The organism is Celerinatantimonas sediminis (genome assembly GCF_046054195.1).
Classification (GTDB): Bacteria; Pseudomonadota; Gammaproteobacteria; order Enterobacterales; family Celerinatantimonadaceae; genus Celerinatantimonas.
This window is the reverse complement of the sequence record NZ_JBEQCS010000018.1, coordinates 59762-80981: the sequence shown is the minus strand read 5'-3', so window position 1 is coordinate 80981 and position 21220 is coordinate 59762. Positions and strand designations below refer to the sequence as shown.

Below are 21220 nucleotides of genomic sequence, written 5' to 3'. Positions count from 1 at the left end.
CTGTTTTTACTTGTTATTATTGGCGTCAAGCTCAGCGAGTTTATGTTCAAGCTCGCGTATACGTTTATGCATTTGGTCGATTTGCATAACCCGGGCTGCTGTTTTACGCCACTCTTTATTCGTCTGGGCTGGGATCCCCGAAGAATAAACCCCCGGTTTATCGATCGGACGCATCACCATTGACATACCAGAGATATGGACTTGGTCACAAATTTCCATGTGACCATTAAAGACACTGGCGCCACCGATGATGCAATATTTACCAACTTTAAGACTACCGGCCATCGTGGTACAACCGGCGATTGCGGTATTTTCGCCGATCTCGACGTTATGAGCAATCTGACATAAGTTATCGATGATAACACCATCGTGAATCACCGTATCTTCAAGCGCACCGCGGTCAATACAAGTTGACGCGCCAATCTCTACTCGGTCACCTAAAATAACGCGACCGGTTTGCGGAATTTTTATCCACTGACCTCGGTCATTGGCATAACCAAAACCATCAGAACCGATAACCGCACCAGATTGAATCAGACACTGGCTGCCAATCTCAACATCATGATAAACACTCACATTTGCCCAGAGCTTAGTCCCAGTACCAATCTGAGTGTTCTCGCCGACAAAACAACCTGCGCCAATTTGCACATCATCAGCAAGCACTGCGCCTGCTTCAATAACCGCGCTAGCGCCAATACTAACGTTTTTCCCAAGAGTCGCTTGCGCACTAATCACGGCTGATGGATGAATTCCATCTGCACTTTTAGGAGTAGAATCCATATATTGAGCTAATCGGGCATAGGCCAGATATGGATCTTTAACAACAATGACTGATCCTTTAGCATACTGCGCATTTTGCTCGGTTAATAAAATAACACCCGCCTGACAACCAGCTAACTGATGCTGATAGCGATTGTCATTTAAAAATGTCGCATCGTTTGGACCGGCTTTGGGTAATGGAGCGATTTTTTCTATTTCAGCTTCTTTTGGCCCATGAAGCTGACCATCGACCCATTGCGCTATCTGCTCTAAAGTTACAGTCATTGTTCCTACTCTTTATTCTTTTCTAGTTTTGTTTACTTACTGCATCAATTACTGCTTTGGAAATATCCATATCAGGTTTTGAGAATGCAGTTGCATCAACTGGAATTACTAAATCCAGATGTTTGCTTTTAGCAATTTTAGCCACAGCACTCTGAATTTTACCAATCAGTTTACGCTGTTCTTTTTCACCGGCTTCACGGCGGTCATCCTGATAATTTTTACGTTTCAACTGAAACTGAGATTGCAGCTCAGCCAATTTACGCTGAAGTTGAGTCTGCTCATCATCACTCATCAGACCTTTGTTTTTCTGCTGTTTCTGATAGAGAGCTTTCATCTGGCTTTCTAAGCCTTGCAGTTCCTTAATTCGACCAGCAAATTCATTCTGCAATTTTTTCATTGCAGCCTCTCTTTGCGGCAAGTTCTGGAAAACTTCATGCATATTAATTGTCGCAATTTTCGTATCTGCCATGGCAGCTGTCGCTGGTGCTAATAATGAAACAGCTAACAGAGCACTTAGAACGAGTTTCTTCACTGGGAACTCCTATCGTTTACTTAAAAAGTTTGACCTAAATTAAATGAGAAAAATTCGGTATCATCACCTGGATATTTTTTAACTGGTTTAGCCAGCGAGAAGACCACAGGGCCAATCGGCGACCACCATTGTACAGAAATCCCAGCTGCAGCACGAATTCGTCCTGGATTTGTATAATCAGCAATTTCATCACAGTTTTTCACACACTGGCGCATCGCCTGTGATGTGTCATATTCTGTGTCCCATACCGAACCGAAATCCAAAAATGCCGTCGTTCGAATTTGGTCAGCATAAGATTCACTTAAAAATGGTGTTGGGAAAATCAACTCGACGCTGCCCACCGCCATTCCGTTACCACCAATGGCACCACCGGGAACATATTCGGTATTACCGTTATTGTCATTGGCATAAATTGCTCGTGGCCCAATCGTATTAGATGAGAAGCCTCGAACAGTTCCCCAACCACCTGCGTAGAAGTTTTCGAAGAACGGTAAGATTTGATCCCCACCATCAACCTGACCATAGCCGTTACCATAACCGACTTTTCCATAGGTTTTCAGTACCCAATGATGGTTATCTGTTAATGGAAAATAGTTATGCGAGTCGATACTGGTTTTAAAATACTGCGTATCAGAACCCGGTACCGCTATCTCAAATGAGAACTGCTGTTTTGAACCATCGGTTGGGAATTTACCGTAGTCTAAAGTATTACGAGTCCAACCTAAATCAACGGTGACATTTTTAAAGTCCAACGAGTTATTGGTATCACTTACATTCGACTTATAAATTCGCCAGAACTGACGAACCTGCTCATAGGGGTCAGCCTGAGAAATTTTGTTAATCTCCCCACCAAGTCCCAATGACAAACGGTTATTTTCATTGATAGGGAAGCCGAGGGTTCCTTTAAGACCGATGGTTTTATTGGTATAACTCACCAAGTTTGCTTTTGAAGCATCAAAGTCTTTGTAGTAGAGACGCTCGCCTAGACTTACACCATCTTTGGTAAAATATGGGTTGGTATGAGATAAGCTAATCTCTTTAGAATAGGTGTTACGCGATGCTTTAATGGCTACGTAATCACCAGTACCCATGAAGTTTTTCTGGCTAATCCCCGCATTTAAGCTGATTTTAGAGGTCGTACCATAACCAATCCCAGCGGTGATTGAGCCAGTTGATTGTTCTTTCACTGCCATATCAACATCGACTTCATCCGGATTACCTGAAACCCGAGTCGTATTGCTATCTACAGATTTAAACAGTCCTAATCGGTTGAGTCGTTTTTTCGACTGTTCAATATTACGGTTAGATAACCAAGTGCTTTCCATCTGGCGCATTTCACGGCGAATCACGTCATCACTGGTAACGGTATTGCCGCTTATATTGATGTGGCGTACATAGACACGTTTTCCGGGATCGACATTGACATGCAATGTCACGGTTTTGTCTTTGTCGTCAATTTCTGGGTAGACCTGAATTTGTGGATAGGCGTAACCAAATCGGCCCAGATATTTCTCTAACGTATCCTGCATCTGGGAGATATCAGAACCGTTATAAGTCGCACCAGGTTGAATTGGAATTAATTTTTCCATCTGCGCTTTTTTACCGAGCAGATTGCCATCTAACGCCACATTCTTAATTTTATAAATATCACCTTCATGAATGTTTACAGTGATATAAACCTGATGACGATCGGGTGTCAGCTCAACTTGCGTCGAGGTGATTTTAAAACGTGCATAACCACGGTCAAAATAGTAGTTTTTAATCGTTTCTAAATCGCCAGCCAGTTTTTGCTTCTGATATTTCTGATCACCCATCAAGTTCCACCACGGGACATAATCGGTCAACTGCATCTGATCAAGAAGCTTTTGATTTGAAAAATGCTTATTACCCACAAAGTTGATCTGCTGGATTTTCGCCGATAAACCTTCTTGGAAAGCAAATTTAAGGTCAACACGGTTTCGTGGCAATGTTGTCACAATTGCCTTAACCCGAGCGTTATATTTACCAACTGAGTAATAAAAGTCTTCTAAGCCTTTTTCGATATTCGTCAGATTCGTTCTATCAAGCGGCTCACCAACTTTAATCCCTTGTGCAGATAAGCTCTCTTTGAGTTTATCCTTTTTCACATCGTGGTTTCCGGAAAATTCAAGGCTGGCAATCACCGGACGCTCTTTGACCTTATAAATAAGAGCATTATGATCCCGGTATACCGAAACATCCTGAAAATCACCACTACGGTAAAGTTTTTTAAGACTGTCGCTGATATCATCACGTGTTACTTCATCACCGACCCGCAACGGAAGCTGTAACAATGCAGCCCCTAGCGAAACTCGCTGTAACCCCTCAACATGAATATCACTAACTTTAAACTCACCAGACTGGGCAGCTAAACTCATCCCTGACCATAAAGCGGCCAATGCTGCTGCAAGAAACTTCTTTTTATACATAGAGAAGAAAGAGGTCCTAATTATAAGCGCATTAAATCATTAAACAGAGCAAACATCATAACAACCACTAAAACGGATGTACCGATCCGCATCCCAACTTCAAGCACTCGTTCGGATACAGGTCGGCGCGTCACTGCCTCAACGGCGAAGAATAACAGATGTCCACCATCTAAAACCGGTAAAGGTACCAAATTTAGGATACCTAAGTTAACACTAACTAAAGCTAGAAATCCAAGAAAATAAGCCACCCCATAATGGGCTGACTGGCCAGCTCCTCTGGCGATCGAAATTGGACCACTTAAATTCTGTACCGACACTTTCCCTGTCACCAGCTTCACAAGCATATCAATCGTGATTCGCGTCGTTTGCCACGTGCGCGCAACACCTTTATAGAGCGACTCAAACGGCCCGTATTGAATGGTTATCAAATAGTCACTCGGATACTTAGCAACTTTGGGAGCTACCCCCATAAAGCCAAATGTCTGACCATTCGCGTGTCTTTTTTCTGGCACAACATTCAGCTGCAACGATTGTCCCTGACGTTCGATACTCAGCGGCATCGATTGTCCAGCATGATGGCGCACCAATGTTGTAAATTGCTCCCAAGTACTGAGCTTTTGTCCACCTGCCGAGATAAGTTTATCGCCCTGTTGCAACCCAACCGTGGCGGCAGGACTCTTAGGGACGACTTTATCAACTTGCAAAGAAACTTTAGGAAGATATTGAACCACACCAATATCATTGAGCGGATCATGGTCTGGATTACTGCCAATACGCCAAGATGATAGATCAAGATGATGATCTTCGATACCATCGTTTGCTGAATTCACCCGCACAGTTACGTTCTTCTCTCCAACATGGGAGATCAGAGATAACATCAAGTTATGCCAATCTTGTACCGCTCGACCATCAACGGCTAACACTTGCTGGCCCGATTTAAGCCCCGCTTTGGCAGCAAGGCTATCGGCAGGAATATCGCCTAACACAGGTTTTACCCCTGGAATACCGATCATCAACATAATCCAGAAAGCGACAATGGCTAACAGAAAATTAGCAAGCGGCCCCGCGGCAACAATTGCTGCACGAGCAGCCAAAGGCCGGTTGTTAAACGCTTGGGCTCGTAACTGTTCAGGAACGGCCTCAACCCGCTCATCAAGCATTTTGACATAACCGCCTAGCGGGATCAGCGCAACAACATATTCTGTGCCATCTCGCCCAATCCGTGACCAGATCGTTTTGCCAAATCCTATCGAAAAACGTTCAACCTTCACACCGCACCGACGAGCCACCCAAAAGTGGCCAAATTCGTGGATTGCAACCAGCAAACCTAACGCGACGATAAAGAAAAACGCATTCCAGATAAAACTTTGCATTAGCACCTTTTCCGCACATATTGAGCCGCAACTTGACGAATTTGCTCATCTAAAGCGAGTAAATCTTCAAGTTCCAACTGTCTATTTTGCTCATTAAGTTGGGCCAGACAAGATTCGACCACCACCGCGATATCGGTGAACTTAAGCTGATTCTCTAAAAATGCCTGCACAGCGACTTCGTTCGCCGCATTTAGAGCGGTTGTAGCGAACTGGCTGGTATAACAAGCATCTATCGCCAACTTCAAACAAGGGTATCGCTGATAGTCTGGAGCGGCGAAGGTCAATTCTTTGAGTGCTAAAAAGTCCAGAGGTTCAACGCCAGAAGAAATTCTTTGCGGATAAGCCATTGCACACGCTATCGGGGTCGCCATATCCGGCTCCCCTAACTGGGCCAAAACTGAGCCATCACAGTATTGTACCATCGAATGAATCACCGACTGCGGGTGAATAATCACTTCAAGTTCAGCGCGAGAGGTATGATAAAGCCGTTTCGCTTCAATATACTCTAGGCCTTTGTTCATCATCGTTGCTGAATCAACGGAAATTTTTGGCCCCATTGACCAATTGGGATGATGAATGGCCTGGGCGACGCTTACATCTTTTAATTTATCCAAAGCTAACGTGCGAAACGGCCCACCAGAGCCCGTCAATAATAGTTTAGAAACGCCACTGGCTTTTAAATCACAGAACCCTAAATTGGTTTGAACCTCTTGAGGTAAACACTGGAACATTGCGTTATGTTCACTATCTACAGGTAAAATTGTCGCGCCGCTTTTTTTGGCCTCTTGCATCAGTAATAGACCAGTCATAACCAGAGCTTCTTTGTTCGCCAATAAAACAGTTTTGCCGGCGCGAACCGCCGCAAGTGTTGGCCGAAGTCCAGCACCACCAACAATGGCGGCCATCACTATATCGGCATCAGGTGAGCAAGCGGCATCGATTAACGCATCAGATGAGTCTAAAACATCGCATTGGCCATTAATTTGCTGCTTTAACTGCGAAGCGGCCGATGCATCATTCATGACCACGTAACGAGGTTTAAACTCGTGAACAAGCTCAGCCATACGCGAGCTATTACGATTGCCGGTTAGACAATGAACCTGATATAAAGACGGATTTTCTCTGACGACTTTCAAAGTACTACGGCCAATTGAACCAGTAGCACCAAGAATGACTAAACGACGGGGATTCATAATGCGACCCACAATAAATAACAGAATGTAAATACTGGCAGAGCAGCTGTCAGGCTATCGATACGATCCAAAATACCGCCATGACCGGGTAAAAGTGAACCACTATCTTTAATTTTGGCTTCTCGTTTGAGCATACTCTCAAATAAATCGCCCAAAACAGAGACTAAAGCGGTCAAAACTGATGTTCCAACAAAAACCCACCCATTAATATCCGGGCGAACAATCGCCAACACCAACAAGCAGATAACTATCGCAGCGACCAGGCCACCAGCAAGTCCTTCAATGGTTTTATTCGGACTAACTTTTTCAGCCAACTTGGTTCGACCAAAACGCCGACCTGCAAAATAAGCGCCCGTATCAGCGGCCCAAACTAAAGCCATGACGTAAAGAACCCACAGCGCACCAACCCATGAGTGTTGAGTGTTGGTATTTCTTAAAACCAACATTGACCAACCAAATGGAATCAATGCCAGTAATCCAGCAAACCATTTAAGCAGCGGATTTGTTGACCAGTATTGAGCACTATCGGGATAACGCAACACCAATAAAAGAGCCACCAACCAAAAGATAACTGCAATAAAAAACAGCGCAATTAATCCACTATTTTGTGCTGCTGATTGCCAAGAAAATACCGCAAAACTGGCAAGCCACACCAAGGCTAAAGTAACAGTAATACCAATGCGGGTAAAAGTGGAGCGACTAACCAGCCCTGACCATTCATAGCTGGCAATTAAAACGATAGCCGATAAAAGAACGGCAAGGCCCTTTATTGGAAGGAGAAAGATACAAATAATTGCAATCGGCGCCAGCAATAGCGCCGTGATAATCCGTTGCCTTAACAAATTAATCCTCTTATTTACATGTTATTCTGCACTAATTAAATGCTGAATTTGTTCGCTCGTACAGCCAAATCGACGTTCGCGTTGAACATAGGAGGCAAGCGCTTCACTGAAGGCTTGTTCATCAAAATCAGGCCATAATGTTTCAGTAAAATATAATTCGGCATAAGCCAACTGCCAAATAAGAAAATTACTGATCCGATGCTCACCACCGGTGCGGATCATCAAATCAATATCACCGACACTGTTTTGCATAAATGACTGCTGAAGCAACGTTTCATTAATATCGCTGGGTTGCAATTGATGACGGCTCACCTGCTCGGCAAGAATCCGCATCTGCTCGGTAATATCCCACCGACCACCATAATTGGCTGCAATGTTTAATGTTAGTCCGCTGTTATGGGCAGTAATCGCTTCAACTGATGCCATCTTCTTTTGCAAAGCTAAAGAGAACTCACTGCGACCACCGATAATCCGTAACCGGACATTATTTTTGTTAAGGCTTTTACTCTCACGCTGCAATACATTCATAAACAGCTTCATCAGATTATTGACTTCGTCAACTGGACGACGCCAATTCTCGCTGCTAAATGCAAACAAAGTGAGTTGTTCAATCCCTAAAATTGATGCACTTTTTACTATTTTACGAACAGTCTTGGCACCTTCATTGTGCCCGGAAATTCTTAGTTTTCCCCGCTGCTTAGCCCAGCGTCCATTACCATCCATAATTATCGCAACATGGCGAGGGAAAGCTCCCGATACATGGTCAGCTGACTCGCTAGCGCTCATATAGTTGTACCCCATAAATAGAAACGCCGCGCGCAGTGGCGCGGCGCTAGCCACGGAAAATATTAATTAAATTTCCATTAACTCTTTTTCTTTACGTTCTAGGAGTTCATCAATTTTCTTCACAAACTCATCAGTAACTTTCTGAATATCGTCCTGTCCTTGACGATCTTCATCTTCGCTGATCTCTTTATCTTTAAGCAATGCTTTAATTGAACTATTTGCATCACGGCGGATATTACGAATCGCAACTTTACCTTGCTCAGCTTCAGCACGCACCAACTTAATAAGGTCTTTACGACGTTCTTCAGTCAGAGGTGGCAAAGGAATACGGATAACCGCACCTGCAGAAGATGGATTCAATCCTAAATTAGAGGTCAGAATTGCTTTTTCAACTGCTTGAATCGCAGAGCGATCATAAACAGTAACCGTCAGCGTACGAGAATCTTCAGTCCCGATATTCGCCACCTGGTTCAGCGGTGTATCACTACCATAATAAGAAACGCTAATACTATCCAACAGGCTTGGGTGCGCACGACCGGTACGGATCTTAGCCATCTGGCTACGGAGCGCATCGATACTTTTTTCCATGCGCTCGCGCGCATCTTGTTTAATGTCTTTAATCACGTTATTTGTCCTCGCCAAGCGAATCGGCCATTTTATGAATAACTGTACCTTCGTTTTGTCCCATGACAACACGCTTCAGGGCACCCGGTTTATTCATATTGAACACCCGGATTGGTAATCCATGATCTCTCGCTAAAGTAAAAGCTGCAAGGTCCATAACTTTTAATTCTTGATCGAGAACCTCAGTATATGAAAGCTCTTGGTATAAATTAGCATCTGGATTTTGAGCCGGATCACTATCATACACACCATCAACTTTGGTTCCTTTAAGAACAGCATCTGCTTCAATCTCAATCCCGCGAAGACACGCAGCAGAGTCAGTTGTGAAAAATGGATTTCCGGTACCCGCACAGAAAATAACCACTTTACCACCTTTGAGATTGCTAATCGCATCAGACCAGTTATAGGAATCACAGACACCGGTCAGCTCAATTGCTGACATCAGTCGCGCATTAACATAAGCTCGATCGAGGGCATCACGCATTGCCAAACCATTCATCACAGTCGCAAGCATCCCCATATGGTCACCCACAACGCGATTCATACCCGATTTAGCTAAACCTTCTCCACGAAATAAATTACCGCCGCCGATAACTAATCCCACTTGAACGCCTAACTCTACCAGCTCTTTAATTTCCAGTGCCATACGGCCTAATACGGAAGGATCAATACCGAAGCCTTCGCTGCCCATCAGAGCTTCACCAGAAAGTTTTAACAGAATTCGTCGATATGCGGGTTTGGGGTTGATACTCATCGCTTATGTATCTCTTTAATCATGGGGGACATAGAAAAGGTTGTAGCAGGCAACCTGCCACAACCATCGATAGCAGAAATTTTACTTCTTAGCAGCAGCCATTTGGGCAGCAACTTCAGCAGCAAAATCTTCTTCTTGTTTTTCGATACCTTCACCAACTTCCAAGCGAACAAATGTTTCAACATCTGCTCCTTTAGATTTAAGCAGCTGAGCTACGCTCACTGAAGGATCTTTTACAAAAGCTTGACCAGTTAAGCTGATTTCGCCAGTGAATTTTTTCATCCGGCCAACAACCATTTTCTCAGCGATTTCAGCAGGTTTACCACTGTTCATCGCGATTTCAATCTGAATTGCTTTTTCTTTTTCAACAACTTCAGCTGGAACTTCTTCTGGTTTAACGAACTGTGGGCTTGCCGCTGCAACATGCATTGCCAAGTCTTTAGCCAGCTCTTCATCGCCACCTTTAAGTACAGTGATAACACCGATACGGCCGCCATGAACATATGCACCCAGATTGTCACCTTCAACGCTAACAACACGACGTACAGTCATGTTTTCACCGATTTTAGCAACTAAGTTAGCGCGTGTAACTTCAACAGTTTCACCGCTAGGCAGTGTTGTTTCAAGCAACTTGGCAACATCGTTCAGTTTACCATCATGTGCAACTGTAGCGATTTCTTCGCCCAGAGCCTGGAAACTTTTGTCGCGAGCAACAAAGTCAGTTTCACAGTTAAACTCAACCAGTGTACCTACACCATTTGCAACTTTTGCAAAAATAGCGCCTTCAGCAGCAACACGGCCAGCTTTTTTAGCCGCTTTTGCTTGGCCTGACTTACGCATGTTTTCAATCGCAAGCTCGATATCACCATCAGTTTCAGTCAGGGCTTTTTTACAATCCATCATACCTGCGCCAGTACGTTCGCGCAGTTCTTTTACCAAAGCAGCAGTAATTGCCATTTGTTAAATCCTCTGTCGTTTCGGATAAAACACAGGGGCCTTTAGGCCCCTGTTAACCAACAAGTTGGGTTTGGTTAATAAGGGATTAAAATTCCTTATTACTCCGCAGTTTCTTCAACGAAACCATCTTCTTCAGCTTGCACAACCAAGTCTTCCTGACGACCAGCCAGAATCGAATCAGCAGCAGCTTCCAGGTAAAGTTTAACAGCACGAATCGCATCATCGTTACCTGGGATGATATGTGAAATACCATCTGGATCTGAGTTGGTATCAACAACAGCAATAACTGGAATACCCAGGTTATTTGCTTCGCGAACAGCGATGCTTTCATGTTCAGCGTCAATCACGAACAGCGCATCTGGCAGGCCACCCATATCTTTGATACCGCCAAGGCCTTTTTCCAGTTTTTCCATTTCACGAGTACGCATCAACGCCTCTTTTTTGGTCAACTTTTCAAAAGTTCCGTCTTGGCTTTGAGCTTCTAAATCTTTCAGACGTTTGATTGACTGACGAACAGTTTTCCAGTTAGTCAACATACCGCCCAACCAGCGGTGGTTTACATAGAACTGGTCACAACGACTGGCAGCTTCTTTAACAGCACCGCTTGCAGCACGTTTAGTACCTACAAACAGGATTTTGCCTTTTTTAGAAGCTAAGTTGCTCAAAACATCCATTGCTTCATTAAACAATGGCAGTGTTTTTTCTAGGTTGATGATATGAACTTTGTTACGAGCACCAAAGATGAACGGTTTCATTTTTGGGTTCCAATAACGAGTCTGGTGACCGAAGTGAACACCAGCCTGCAGCATATCGCGCATTGATACTTTTGCCATAATCTCTTTTCCTCTATGGGGTTAGGCCTCCACACATCCCCACTGACCGACTACTCATTCAAAGCAGCACCCCGGAGCAGGTCTCGATGTGTGTGTGTTATAAATTAAAAAACACGTTTATTTAGGGATTTTTTATGACTTATTATTAAGTCACATTTCCCGGCGCGTTTTATACCATATTCATAGGCATTGATAAAGTGCAAATCTTAACGTTAAAGCCCTTTTATCGCCTTTGTTGACTACAACTTAATAAGCGCATCGGGTACACTGCCACAATCAAGTGGGTAGCGATATGTTAATATCGGTTAAAGCAAGCTGAAGTGGTACTTAAACGCAATGACAAACTTAATTAAAACTCCCGAACAAATTGAAAAAATGCGTATAGCCGGCAAACTGGCCGCAGATGTCTTAGAAATGATAGCACCGTATGTTCAAAAAGGTGTCACCACCGAAGAGCTCAACCAGCGTTGTCACGACTATATCGTCAATGAGCAACAAGCTATTCCTGCGCCGCTGAACTATCATGGCTATCCTAAGTCCGTGTGTATTTCCTTAAATGAAGTGGTCTGCCATGGTATTCCATCATTTAAGAAACTGCGCGAAGGCGATATTTTAAATATCGATGTAACCGTGATTAAAGACAATTATCATGGGGACAGCTCTGCGATGTTTATCGTTGGCGAAACCACGCCGCAAAAACGCAAACTTTGTCAGGCAGCTCAAGAGTCGCTCTATGCAGCGATTAAGCTGGTTCGTCCAGGTGCAACTCTAGGCGATATTGGAGCGGCCTGCCAACAGGTAGCCGAACCCCAAGGCTTTTCTATCGTCCGTGATTTTTGTGGTCATGGGATTGGCGAAGGTTTCCACGAAGAACCTCAGGTGCTTCACTATGGAATGCCGGGGACCGGTATGAGTCTTAAAGCGGGTATGACATTTACCATTGAGCCAATGCTCAATGCCGGAACTTATAAATGTAAAGTGAACAAAAAAGATGGCTGGACAGCGACCACTAAAGATGGCCAACCTTCAGCTCAGTGGGAACACACTTTATTAGTCACTGATGATGGTGTCGAGGTATTAACACTACGTAGTGATGAAGATTTTCCCCGAGAAATTCACCACAGCTAATCACAGTGTACGTTAAGCAAAAAGGATAAAGCGGTTATGAATGCTGGCGATGAATTGCTCACTATGCAGCTGAGCGAAATAACCATTCCCAACTGTAAACATTATCTGTCCAAGCAGTTAGAATGGCTCCAAGATGGCTTTGACAAACGGCTTGCGGTCACTGAACTGGTGAAAGCCAGAGCCGCACAGCTTGATAATTTGTTAACCCAGATTTGGCAGCATTTTGAGCTCAATCGTCGCAGTGACTTGAGTTTGATTGCCGTGGGTGGTTATGGACGCGGTGAACTGCATCCCAAATCAGACATTGATATTCTTATATTAATTCCGACGACGTTAGATGCGCACACGCAGCAACAACTATCGGACTTTATTACCTTTTTATGGGATATCAAACTTGATGTTGGCCAGAGCGTTCGAACCTTAAGTGAGTGCCTTGAGTTAGGAAAACAAGACATCACCATTGCCACCAACTTGATTGAATCACGCCTCATCACCGGTAATGAACCGCTTTATCATCAACTCAGTGAACAGGTTAACAGCGAACTGTTCTGGCCTATTGCCGACTTTTTTAGAGCAAAACAAGCCGAGCAACAAAATCGTCATAGCCATTACAAAGATTCCGCCTATTCGCTGGAACCCGATTTAAAAGCCAACCCTGGTGGATTGCGCGATATTCAAACCATTGCTTGGGTTGCTGGTAAACACTTTGGTTCAAGCGAGCTTAAGGCTCTGGCTGAACATGGCTTTTTAACCGATTCAGAATATCAGGAACTTGAAGACTGCCGAGATTTTCTCTGGCGAGTTCGCTTTGCCCTGCACTTGCAGTTAAATAAAGCAGACAACCGCTTACTCTTTGATCGCCAACTTTCAGTGGCCAAAGCCATGGGCTATGAAGGCGAGCGAAACGAGCCCGTTGAACAGCTCATGAAACAGTTTTTTCAGACCGTTCGCCGCGTCAGCGAACTGAACGAAATGCTATTGCAGCTGTTTAATGAAGCGATTTTAGGTAACACCGCTATTGATGTTCGCCAACTTAACCGTAATTTCATCTTACGTGGTACTTTAATAGATAGCTGCGACAACCATCTATTTGCGAATCATCCTGAGCAAATTCTCGAGATGTTTTTACTGATTGCCGATAACGAACAGATCAATGGCGTCTACTCCTCGACGCTTCGTCAGTTACGAGAGGCTCTGCGTCAACAAGATGGCTATTTAGAAGAGTATGAACTGTGCCGCAAGAAATTCCGTCAGTTGGTAAAACATCCCCATATCTGTGGATTAGCAATTACATTAATGCATCGCTATGGAGTCCTAGCTGCTTATTTCCCGGCTTGGAATCGAATCGTCGGACAAATGCAGTTTGACCTATTTCATGCCTATCCCGTCGATGAACACACCCATCGCTTAATAAAACACATTCATGATTACCCAAGACAGGAATTTCATCAGTCTTTTCCGTTAGCCAGTGAAATCTATAGCCGATTAGAGCGCCCCGATCTATTGCTATTAGCAGCACTATTTCATGACATTGCAAAAGGTCGCCATGGTGACCATAGTGAGCTTGGCGCAATTGAAGCTGAGGCTTTTTGTCTTCATCATGGCTTTAGTAAACCATCGGCTCGAACCGTGAGTTGGCTGGTAAAAAATCACCTAGTGATGTCGGTGACCGCTCAGCGCCGCGATATTTACGACCCGGATGTCGTCAGTGAATTTGCCCAGTTAGTCCGTGATGAACGCCATCTGGATATGCTGTTCTGTTTAACAGTTGCCGACATTTGTGCCACTAATGATGAAGTGTGGAACAGTTGGAAAGGCGCGCTGATGCGCGAGCTCTACCAAGCAACGCTAAAAGCGCTGCGTCGCGGTTTAGAAAACCCTGTTGATCTGCGAGGGCTGGTGCGCGACAAACAGCATAACGCGATGGAATTATTGCTTGTGCGCGGTTTTTCCAAACAGCAAATCGACTCGATTTGGCGCCGTTTCCGAGTTGACTATTTCTTGCGCCACACGCCGGAACAAATTGCTTGGCATAGTGAATACCTATGGGGACACAGTAATGACCAACCGCTGGTATTGGTCAGTCGTCGCTCAAGCCGTGGTGGCACAGAGATATTTATTTATAATCGCGATATTCCGCATCTATTTGCATCGGTGGCCAACGAGATGGAACAGAAAAATCTCAACATTCACGATGCACAAATTATGTCCAGCCGCGATGGTTATGTATTAGATACATTCATTGTTCTTGAACCGGATGGCACCCCGATTACGCCAGAGCGGCAACATCTTATTAAAGAAAGTCTAATTACGATGTTGCATTTTGGCCGACCGGCAACCCTTGAACCACGGCCACTTTCGCGGCAGATTAAACAATTTTCGGTATCAACTCATGTTGAGTTTTTACCAACCCGTGGTAATCGAACCCTAATGGAGTTGATTACGCTAGACAGACCTGGCCTTTTAGCCAGCGTTGGAGCCGTTCTGCAATCGCTTAATTATTCGATTCAGGGCTCAAAAATTACCACTATTGGCGAGCGTGCCGAAGATCTCTTTATTATCTCAAAAGAGGATCGCACTCGCTTAAATCAACAAGAACAGCAACAATTAAAAGCGTTGCTAGAGCAGCGTTTGGATCAAGAAGTCCGTTCGCAAACACGTTAACCAAACTCTGGAGACTTTGATGAGCACAACCCTTTTTAGCCTTGGCCTTGGGATCGGTAGTAAAAATAGCCAAAACCAATGGTTAGAAGTATTTTATCCAGCACCACAAGTGCATGTAGAAATCCAAGCGGTACAACCAATCCTAGATGCAGCAGGTTACACTGGCGCTAACCAAGCGATTGAATTAACTAACGACGCGCTAAAGGCGATTGCTAACAGTGCACCAAACAGCGATTGGGCAACCTTTGCTGAACAATTTGCCGCTCGCAGCGCACAAGATAAAAGCGCTGTGTTAACCGTTTTAGCAACTGATAGCGCACCACAATCAACTCCAGAAGGCTATCTGAAGCTTCATCTGTTGTCTCATCGTTTAGTCAAACCTCACGGATTGGATTTAACCGGTATTTTTGCTGTCTTACCAAACGTTGCTTGGACCAATCAGGGACCTATCGATCCTAGTGAAGTTGCAGATTATCAACTTAAAGCTCGTTTAGCAGGCGAAACACTCAATATTCGCTCTATCGATAAATTCCCTAAAATGACTGATTACGTGGTTCCTAAAGGGGTTCGTATCGCTGCGACCTCTCGCGTTCGTCTGGGCGCTTATCTTGGCGAAGGAACCACGGTCATGCATGAAGGGTTCTGTAACTTTAACGCCGGAACTTTGGGCGTCAGCATGGTTGAAGGACGCATCTCATCAGGGGTAACAGTTGGTAATAACTCTGACCTTGGCGGTGGTTGCTCAACCATGGGAACTTTAAGTGGTGGTGGTAAAGAAGTAATTTCTATTGGTGAAAACTGCCTAATTGGCGCTAACGGCGGTACCGGGATCCCATTGGGCGATCGTTGCACAATTGAATCAGGTCTTTATATTACCGCAGGGACCAAAGTCACGCTGATTGATGAAAACAAACAACCAGCAGGGACTGCAAAAGCACGCGAATTAGCAGGCAAATCTGATCTATTGTTCCGTCGTAACAGCCAGAGCGGAACCATTGAATGTCTGACGAACAAAAGTGCCATTAGCTTAAATAGCGAATTGCACAGCCATAACTAATCAACTGATTTAATCAGTGATTTTGACAAAGCAGGCTTTTATGCCTGCTTTTTTATGATCTGCCACTTTTTATAATGGTAATCATCCGCTAACAAGTTATTTTTTAGTAAATTTTTGTAGATAAAAGGATAATTTTTGGTTGATTTACACTATGATTAACACTCAGTCAAAACACTTTAAAACCAAATCTGGTTTGTCGTTAATGTTGTTTATAAAGTAGAATTGAGGAGTCTAAGATGTACGAAAATTTAAAATCGATCGGGGTTATTTATCCTGAAAAAATTGAACGATATACTCTGCGTCAAGAAGCCGCTGCTGATATCCTCAAAATTTACTATCAAAAAGATAAAGGCGATCTATTTGCCAAGAGTGTGAAATTTAAATTTCCTCGTCAGCACAAAACGGTACTGGTCAACGGTGGTACTGGCGAATACCGAGAAGTTTCAGAAATTAGTCCTGAATTACGTTATATCGTTCAAGAACTCGATCAGCTAGCTCAAAAAGAACAGCAAGAACAAGTCACTAAAGAGAAAATTTTAAGTGAACTACGCCATTTAGAAAAAGTAGTGACCAGCAAAATTGCTGAAATTGAGCAAGATCTCAAAAAGCTCTAACATCCCCTTCGAGTAGATGTTCAGCTTCACTGAACATCTACTTAACACGCCATAGCTCTGGCTACATCATTACCGGATAACGTTCAAAAAGTTCCTGCTGAACTCTCATCCAACGCTGCGGGTAATCTAATTCAATGACAACATCACGCTGATTGACTGGATGAGTAAACATCAGTTTTTTTGCCAAAAGCCATAATCCTGGCCATTCTTGCGAGCGAAACAAGCGATTATGACGACCATCACCATGCGTGGTATCGCCGATGATCGGATGAGAAATATGATGCATATGACGCCGAATCTGATGACGTCGACCAGTTTTAGGGCAAATCTTCAGCCAGCTATAACGGCTGGTTGGATAGCGCCCTGTCGCTACTGGCAGCTCGGCAAAACGCTCTGGCCAATACTCGGTGATGGCTGATTTAGGCTCAGCCTGTGGGTTATCTTCATTCTTTAGCGCATAATCAAGCACTTGCCGCTGGCAAATAAATCCTCGCACAATCGCTTCATAGTATTTATTCACTTGACCTGATGCAAACATCGGCATCATTAACGAAGCCACAGATGAACTACGCGCCAGCAATAATACGCCACTGGTTGGTTTATCCAGACGATGAACCGGATAAACATAATGACCTAGTTGGTCTCGGACGATTTGCATTGCAAAGCGGCTTTTTTCACCGTCAATCGGACTTCGATGAACCAGTAAACCAGCGGGTTTATAAACAGCCACTAAATGCTCATCTGCATACAAAACAGGCAGTTGCTCAGGAATCGATTCAACCTCATATTCCGAGCCGTCAGTTAAATAATCCATCCATTTTCTCAAGTAACTGCTCGATTTCAGCGGTTGGCTGAGCATAATTCTTAAAGGCTTCCTGCGCATAAGGCGCGATTGCCATCTTTTGTGGAAGAGGCAAGTTAGCCTCAAGTAATGCTTGAAAACGTGGAATAAAAATAAATTGTAGCCACTGCTCTAAGCGCAGCGTATCTACGGCAAACGGTTTATCGCTGGACAGTTCTTCGCTACTTGGTGGAAATTCTTGCCATAGTTCTTGGGCTTTAAGAAGCTGTTCGAGCTTAATCAGTTGCTGCTGAATCTGAAGGTGAATAGATGCCATTTATTTCTCTGGATTAATCATAACTACAACGAAATGTAACGGTGTTTATTGGATGCAAACGTTGATGGTGATGAAAAATATCAACATCGTTATGACGGACATTACTTATCATGCCATCGGCAACGAGTCATCACTGAAAACGTACTTGCTGGGTATTTGCTATCTTTAAAATCAAATTGTTGCTCTGAATGAGCTAAGTCACAATCCAAACCTTGAAGCTTTTGGCTTATTTTATTGACAGGGTTGAGTGTGTGAATATTCATAAACCAAATAGAGACTGGTTTATTTTCATATTTAACATAAAGTTCCTGACGCTTCACCACCGTCACCATATCCGAAGGCTTTTTAAGCTCAAGAGTTTTTTGAGCAAAACTAAATCGCCCTTGCGCATCACTTCGGGTTTTATCAATGTAATAATCACCCGTAAAATTTAAATAAATAGAGCGCTCTAGTTCAACATTGGCCAGCGGTTCACCTTGATTTTTAATCACCCCACTAATTTGCGGCGACAAATAAATAGGAACTTTCTTGGTAAACAGCGCCATAGCATTCGAGTCCAAAGAAGAAAATGGTAGCGTAATCAACATCGTTAAAGTGCAAAGGCTCAGCAGTTTAACCGAAGTAAACGGGTTCATTCGCAGCTCCTTTAACATCCGCGGCAAAGTTTAACAAGTTAACGCAGTGATGCAAATAACCTGGCACACTCTGAGTCGACAGGTTTAAACCCCGCTGATTTACACACATACTTTTTTTGCCCAAGATTGCTTATAATGGCCCAAACTCATCTATCTTAGTGGTTATGAAAGCGCTCTCAACTCTCAGCGAAATCCTAACTCTGGCAGGCAGCCAGTTTAAAGTTTATGACATGGGCCGAAAAATAGCGCCTATCGATACTCAGGCATTTTATGCCATGGAAACAGCCGCTCGTCCCTATCCGGCTCCCATCGCAGGACACGCGCGCTTAGCACTATGTTTCTGGTCGATAAAGACACCACAGACACCTTATATTTGGTTTTTACAATTTCCTGTCGATGAGTTAGGTTTTATCAAACTGGCGGCTCGAGATCAGTTTTTACACTTAATTGTCACTATTTTAGGGCACGACTTAAGCAAGCAGCCAAGTGAAGAACAAGCCAAAGCGCTGGCCAGTAATCCTTGTATTTTTCGCCCAGTTGAAGAGAAACAAGCCTATTTTAATGCTCGTCTAAAAGTCGATTTAGACCTGCCGGCCTCTGCTTATTATGAACACGCGCAATCTTATTTAGCCGGAGAGCTAGGCTGGGAAAACTGGACATCAATCGCTCTACAAGGCTTAGCCGATGTTGTTGCAAGACTTGATAGAGAAGACAATAGCCAGCGCTTGGCCCATGCTTTAGAGCATCTAAATGACCAACTTTGGGTTCATCTGGCCCAATTGCTCGAACATCAAAGTCTTGATCAAAAGATGTGTCATAAGTTGTGTCAGCTACATGCAAAATGGCTCAACGAACGGCCACAATTAAGTTATCTGTTGCTCAGAGCTATGGCCTCGAGCCCACAAACAGCACTGCGCCAAAAAGCACTTAAAGCACAGCTCGAAATCTCCAGCGATCCACAGTTATTTGTAGCCATTGCCGGACGCCTTTGGAGCGATCTAGAAGATGAACAGCTCAATCGGTTATTCTTCAACCAGCTGGCAAAAGTTAAAGATCAGATGCTCTTTAATCAACTGTTTGCCGATCTTGTCGCCATCCCGTCATTGCGCAATCAGGTGCTGAGTCGCTTACGTGACCCACAGCGCAGTAATGAGCTAGCAGAAGCTATTGGGCAACTGATTCAATCTACTCATGGCTAGTGTTTTTGCGCTATTTGGCCTACTCATTTTAGGCGCTCTATTTTGGCGCCATCGCCAGCAAGCAGAGATAGCTCGCCAGCTTATTTTTCGTCACTGCGCGAAACTTGAACTGCAATTGTTAGATGTGCATTATGCGGGCATTAATTTGACGATGCTGAAAAAACTGCAGCTGACATTTCAGTATCGGTTTGAATTTACCAATGTGCCGCAACATCGATATAGCGGCTTTTTATGGTTAAGTCGCGCCGGTTATGAGTTTATAATGCCGCCCTATCCTGATTTAAGCATCACACAAAATCCGCCAATCAGTGATAATCGCGCACAATTACCAGCACCGGATGAGGATTCTTAATGTCACAAAATGAAATTCGCCAGGTTTTAAATGAGTTTGCCAAACAAGGGCAGAAACCTACTTTGGCACAGCTTAAAGCTAAATTGAGCCAGTCTTATCCGCTGCCGGTGTTAATCAACGCACTAAAAAGTGCGCCAAGCAAACCGTTAGAGATAAACACGCCTGATGCTTCAGAGCCAACCCTTGCAAGCTTAGTCAAACGCATTGAGCAATTAGAAAAAACGCAAAGTGAGCTCCTTGAGCGAATCGCCCTTCTTGAAAATAAGTCCCGTTAGAGCCATCCATGTATCAGCAACGTCTCACTTTTGAATGTTTTGACAACACCACAATTGACAGTGCTCAGCATGCCATCATGGATGTACTGGATGCGCTTCGCTATAACGGCCAAATATTGGGCCGAGAATTTCCCTGCTCACTTGAGAATGGCTCGTTTAGCTGCCATGTGGTAACCCCAGAGCATGACGCGTTGCATTCGCACTTTTATTCACCACAAGTCAGCCATGCCATGGCGAAACTCAGTGAAGCTAATATCTTGCGACCTAAAATCAAAGAGCTGGGTCGAGAGCTTTTTTCTGATGAATGTGAAAGTGGCGATGATGCACAAGCAATGATCCTCTATACCAGCTTTATTCATAGCTGTTCGCCGCTGCGCTCTATGGAGCGTTTTTTGCCAATTCCGTTATATCGCATTCCATCTGTTGCCAACGGCGACCAACGGCAAATTATCAAATGGCAAGAAGACTGGAGTGCGTGCGATCAACTGCAAATGAATGGTTCGATTCTAGAGACGCAAAGCGTCGAGCAGATGAGTGAGCCAGGAACGCGCTTGTTTCAACGCGGTTGGGATTTAAGCCGCCGGATTAGCTATGTCAGCAATAAACCGACTTATTTGTATCTATATCGAGTAGGAGGAACCAGCTTGGATGAAGAGCGCAGCCGCCGCTGTCCAATTTGCGGCGGCAACTGGCAGCTAGAAGCGCCACTGCATGAGCTGTTTGATTTTCGCTGCGACCATTGCCGTGTGGTCTCGAATATTTCTTGGGATTTTAAGTAACGCTGGCACTTATT

General features: G+C 44.1%; 22 protein-coding genes. 8 read left to right on the top strand and 14 right to left on the bottom strand.

Annotation, left to right across the window (positions count from 1 at the left end; translation table 11 throughout):
• Positions 1 to 6 precede the first annotated feature (6 nt).
• From lpxD to rpsB, 11 genes are all read right to left on the bottom strand, one after another.
• On the bottom strand, positions 7 to 1044 hold the full coding sequence (lpxD, locus tag ABTQ23_RS17385; RefSeq protein ID WP_408617023.1) for a UDP-3-O-(3-hydroxymyristoyl)glucosamine N-acyltransferase: 1038 nt from the start codon (positions 1042 to 1044) through the stop codon (positions 7 to 9).
• Between the two features lie 22 nt (positions 1045 to 1066).
• Positions 1067 to 1576, bottom strand: a complete 510-nt coding sequence (locus ABTQ23_RS17380) for an OmpH/Skp family outer membrane protein (RefSeq protein WP_408617022.1) — start codon at positions 1574 to 1576, stop codon at positions 1067 to 1069.
• Positions 1577 to 1596: 20 nt separating this feature from the next.
• Positions 1597 to 4023 (bottom strand): outer membrane protein assembly factor BamA, encoded by a 2427-nt coding sequence (gene bamA, locus ABTQ23_RS17375; RefSeq protein ID WP_408617021.1) that lies wholly within the window; start codon positions 4021 to 4023, stop codon positions 1597 to 1599.
• A 20-nt stretch (positions 4024 to 4043) separates the two neighbouring features.
• The gene (gene rseP, locus ABTQ23_RS17370; protein WP_408617020.1) at positions 4044 to 5396 is read right to left on the bottom strand and encodes a sigma E protease regulator RseP; all 1353 of its coding nucleotides are present in this window, start codon (positions 5394 to 5396) and stop codon (positions 4044 to 4046) included.
• Entirely contained in the window at positions 5396 to 6589 is a 1194-nt protein-coding gene (gene ispC / locus ABTQ23_RS17365; protein ID WP_408617019.1) for a 1-deoxy-D-xylulose-5-phosphate reductoisomerase, read from the bottom strand. The genes rseP and ispC overlap by 1 nt, the downstream gene beginning before the upstream one ends.
• Positions 6586 to 7431, bottom strand: a complete 846-nt coding sequence (locus ABTQ23_RS17360) for a phosphatidate cytidylyltransferase (protein WP_408617018.1) — start codon at positions 7429 to 7431, stop codon at positions 6586 to 6588. The genes ispC and ABTQ23_RS17360 overlap by 4 nt, the downstream gene beginning before the upstream one ends.
• Positions 7432 to 7452: 21 nt before the next feature.
• Entirely contained in the window at positions 7453 to 8217 is a 765-nt protein-coding gene (uppS, locus tag ABTQ23_RS17355; protein WP_408617040.1) for a polyprenyl diphosphate synthase, read from the bottom strand.
• Positions 8218 to 8283: 66 nt separating this feature from the next.
• Positions 8284 to 8841 carry a ribosome recycling factor gene (frr, locus tag ABTQ23_RS17350; protein ID WP_408617017.1) on the bottom strand — a complete coding sequence of 186 codons (558 nt, stop codon included), beginning with the start codon at positions 8839 to 8841 and terminating at the stop codon, positions 8284 to 8286.
• A 1-nt stretch (position 8842) separates the two neighbouring features.
• Positions 8843 to 9595: a UMP kinase gene (gene pyrH / locus ABTQ23_RS17345; RefSeq protein ID WP_408617016.1), complete on the bottom strand. Its 753-nt coding sequence runs from the start codon at positions 9593 to 9595 to the stop codon at positions 8843 to 8845.
• An 81-nt stretch (positions 9596 to 9676) separates the two neighbouring features.
• Positions 9677 to 10552, bottom strand: a complete 876-nt coding sequence (tsf, locus tag ABTQ23_RS17340; protein WP_408617015.1) for a translation elongation factor Ts — start codon at positions 10550 to 10552, stop codon at positions 9677 to 9679.
• A 98-nt stretch (positions 10553 to 10650) separates the two neighbouring features.
• Complete coding sequence (rpsB, locus tag ABTQ23_RS17335) at positions 10651 to 11385, bottom strand: 30S ribosomal protein S2 (protein ID WP_408617014.1); 735 nt, start codon at positions 11383 to 11385, stop codon at positions 10651 to 10653.
• Between the two features lie 315 nt (positions 11386 to 11700).
• Between rpsB and map the strand changes: the two genes are divergently transcribed.
• The 4 genes from map to ABTQ23_RS17315 all read left to right on the top strand — a co-directional run bounded on the left by map (position 11701) and on the right by ABTQ23_RS17315 (position 16848).
• Positions 11701 to 12513, top strand: coding sequence for a type I methionyl aminopeptidase (gene map / locus ABTQ23_RS17330; RefSeq protein WP_408617039.1), 813 nt, complete (start codon positions 11701 to 11703; stop codon positions 12511 to 12513).
• Positions 12514 to 12549: 36 nt separating this feature from the next.
• The gene (gene glnD / locus ABTQ23_RS17325) at positions 12550 to 15177 is read left to right on the top strand and encodes a bifunctional uridylyltransferase/uridylyl-removing protein GlnD (RefSeq protein ID WP_408617013.1); all 2628 of its coding nucleotides are present in this window, start codon (positions 12550 to 12552) and stop codon (positions 15175 to 15177) included.
• A 19-nt stretch (positions 15178 to 15196) separates the two neighbouring features.
• The gene (dapD, locus tag ABTQ23_RS17320) at positions 15197 to 16234 is read left to right on the top strand and encodes a 2,3,4,5-tetrahydropyridine-2,6-dicarboxylate N-succinyltransferase (RefSeq protein WP_408617012.1); all 1038 of its coding nucleotides are present in this window, start codon (positions 15197 to 15199) and stop codon (positions 16232 to 16234) included.
• Positions 16235 to 16470: 236 nt separating this feature from the next.
• Positions 16471 to 16848 carry a DUF3461 family protein gene (locus ABTQ23_RS17315; protein WP_408617011.1) on the top strand — a complete coding sequence of 126 codons (378 nt, stop codon included), beginning with the start codon at positions 16471 to 16473 and terminating at the stop codon, positions 16846 to 16848.
• Between the two features lie 61 nt (positions 16849 to 16909).
• Here ABTQ23_RS17315 and ABTQ23_RS17310 read toward each other — a convergent pair whose 3' ends face one another.
• The 3 genes from ABTQ23_RS17310 to ABTQ23_RS17300 all read right to left on the bottom strand — a co-directional run bounded on the left by ABTQ23_RS17310 (position 16910) and on the right by ABTQ23_RS17300 (position 18601).
• On the bottom strand, positions 16910 to 17662 hold the full coding sequence (locus ABTQ23_RS17310; protein ID WP_408617010.1) for a pseudouridine synthase: 753 nt from the start codon (positions 17660 to 17662) through the stop codon (positions 16910 to 16912).
• On the bottom strand, positions 17646 to 17966 hold the full coding sequence (locus ABTQ23_RS17305) for a YqcC family protein (RefSeq protein WP_408617009.1): 321 nt from the start codon (positions 17964 to 17966) through the stop codon (positions 17646 to 17648). The genes ABTQ23_RS17310 and ABTQ23_RS17305 overlap by 17 nt, the downstream gene beginning before the upstream one ends.
• 101 nt (positions 17967 to 18067) lie before the next feature.
• On the bottom strand, positions 18068 to 18601 hold the full coding sequence (locus ABTQ23_RS17300; protein WP_408617008.1) for a DUF6795 domain-containing protein: 534 nt from the start codon (positions 18599 to 18601) through the stop codon (positions 18068 to 18070).
• 164 nt (positions 18602 to 18765) lie between these two features.
• Between ABTQ23_RS17300 and ABTQ23_RS17295 the strand changes: the two genes are divergently transcribed.
• Genes ABTQ23_RS17295 through ABTQ23_RS17280 form a run of 4 tightly spaced genes read left to right on the top strand, consistent with a single transcriptional unit; the run spans position 18766 to position 21206 of the window.
• Entirely contained in the window at positions 18766 to 19800 is a 1035-nt protein-coding gene (locus ABTQ23_RS17295; RefSeq protein WP_408617007.1) for a DUF3549 family protein, read from the top strand.
• Positions 19793 to 20152, top strand: a complete 360-nt coding sequence (locus tag ABTQ23_RS17290; RefSeq protein WP_408617006.1) for a DUF3301 domain-containing protein — start codon at positions 19793 to 19795, stop codon at positions 20150 to 20152. The genes ABTQ23_RS17295 and ABTQ23_RS17290 overlap by 8 nt, the downstream gene beginning before the upstream one ends.
• On the top strand, positions 20152 to 20427 hold the full coding sequence (locus ABTQ23_RS17285) for a hypothetical protein (RefSeq protein ID WP_408617005.1): 276 nt from the start codon (positions 20152 to 20154) through the stop codon (positions 20425 to 20427). Before ABTQ23_RS17290 ends, ABTQ23_RS17285 begins: the two co-directional genes overlap by 1 nt.
• An 8-nt stretch (positions 20428 to 20435) precedes the next feature.
• Positions 20436 to 21206 (top strand): Zn-ribbon-containing protein, encoded by a 771-nt coding sequence (locus tag ABTQ23_RS17280; protein ID WP_408617004.1) that lies wholly within the window; start codon positions 20436 to 20438, stop codon positions 21204 to 21206.
• The last annotated feature ends 14 nt before the right edge of the window (positions 21207 to 21220 follow it).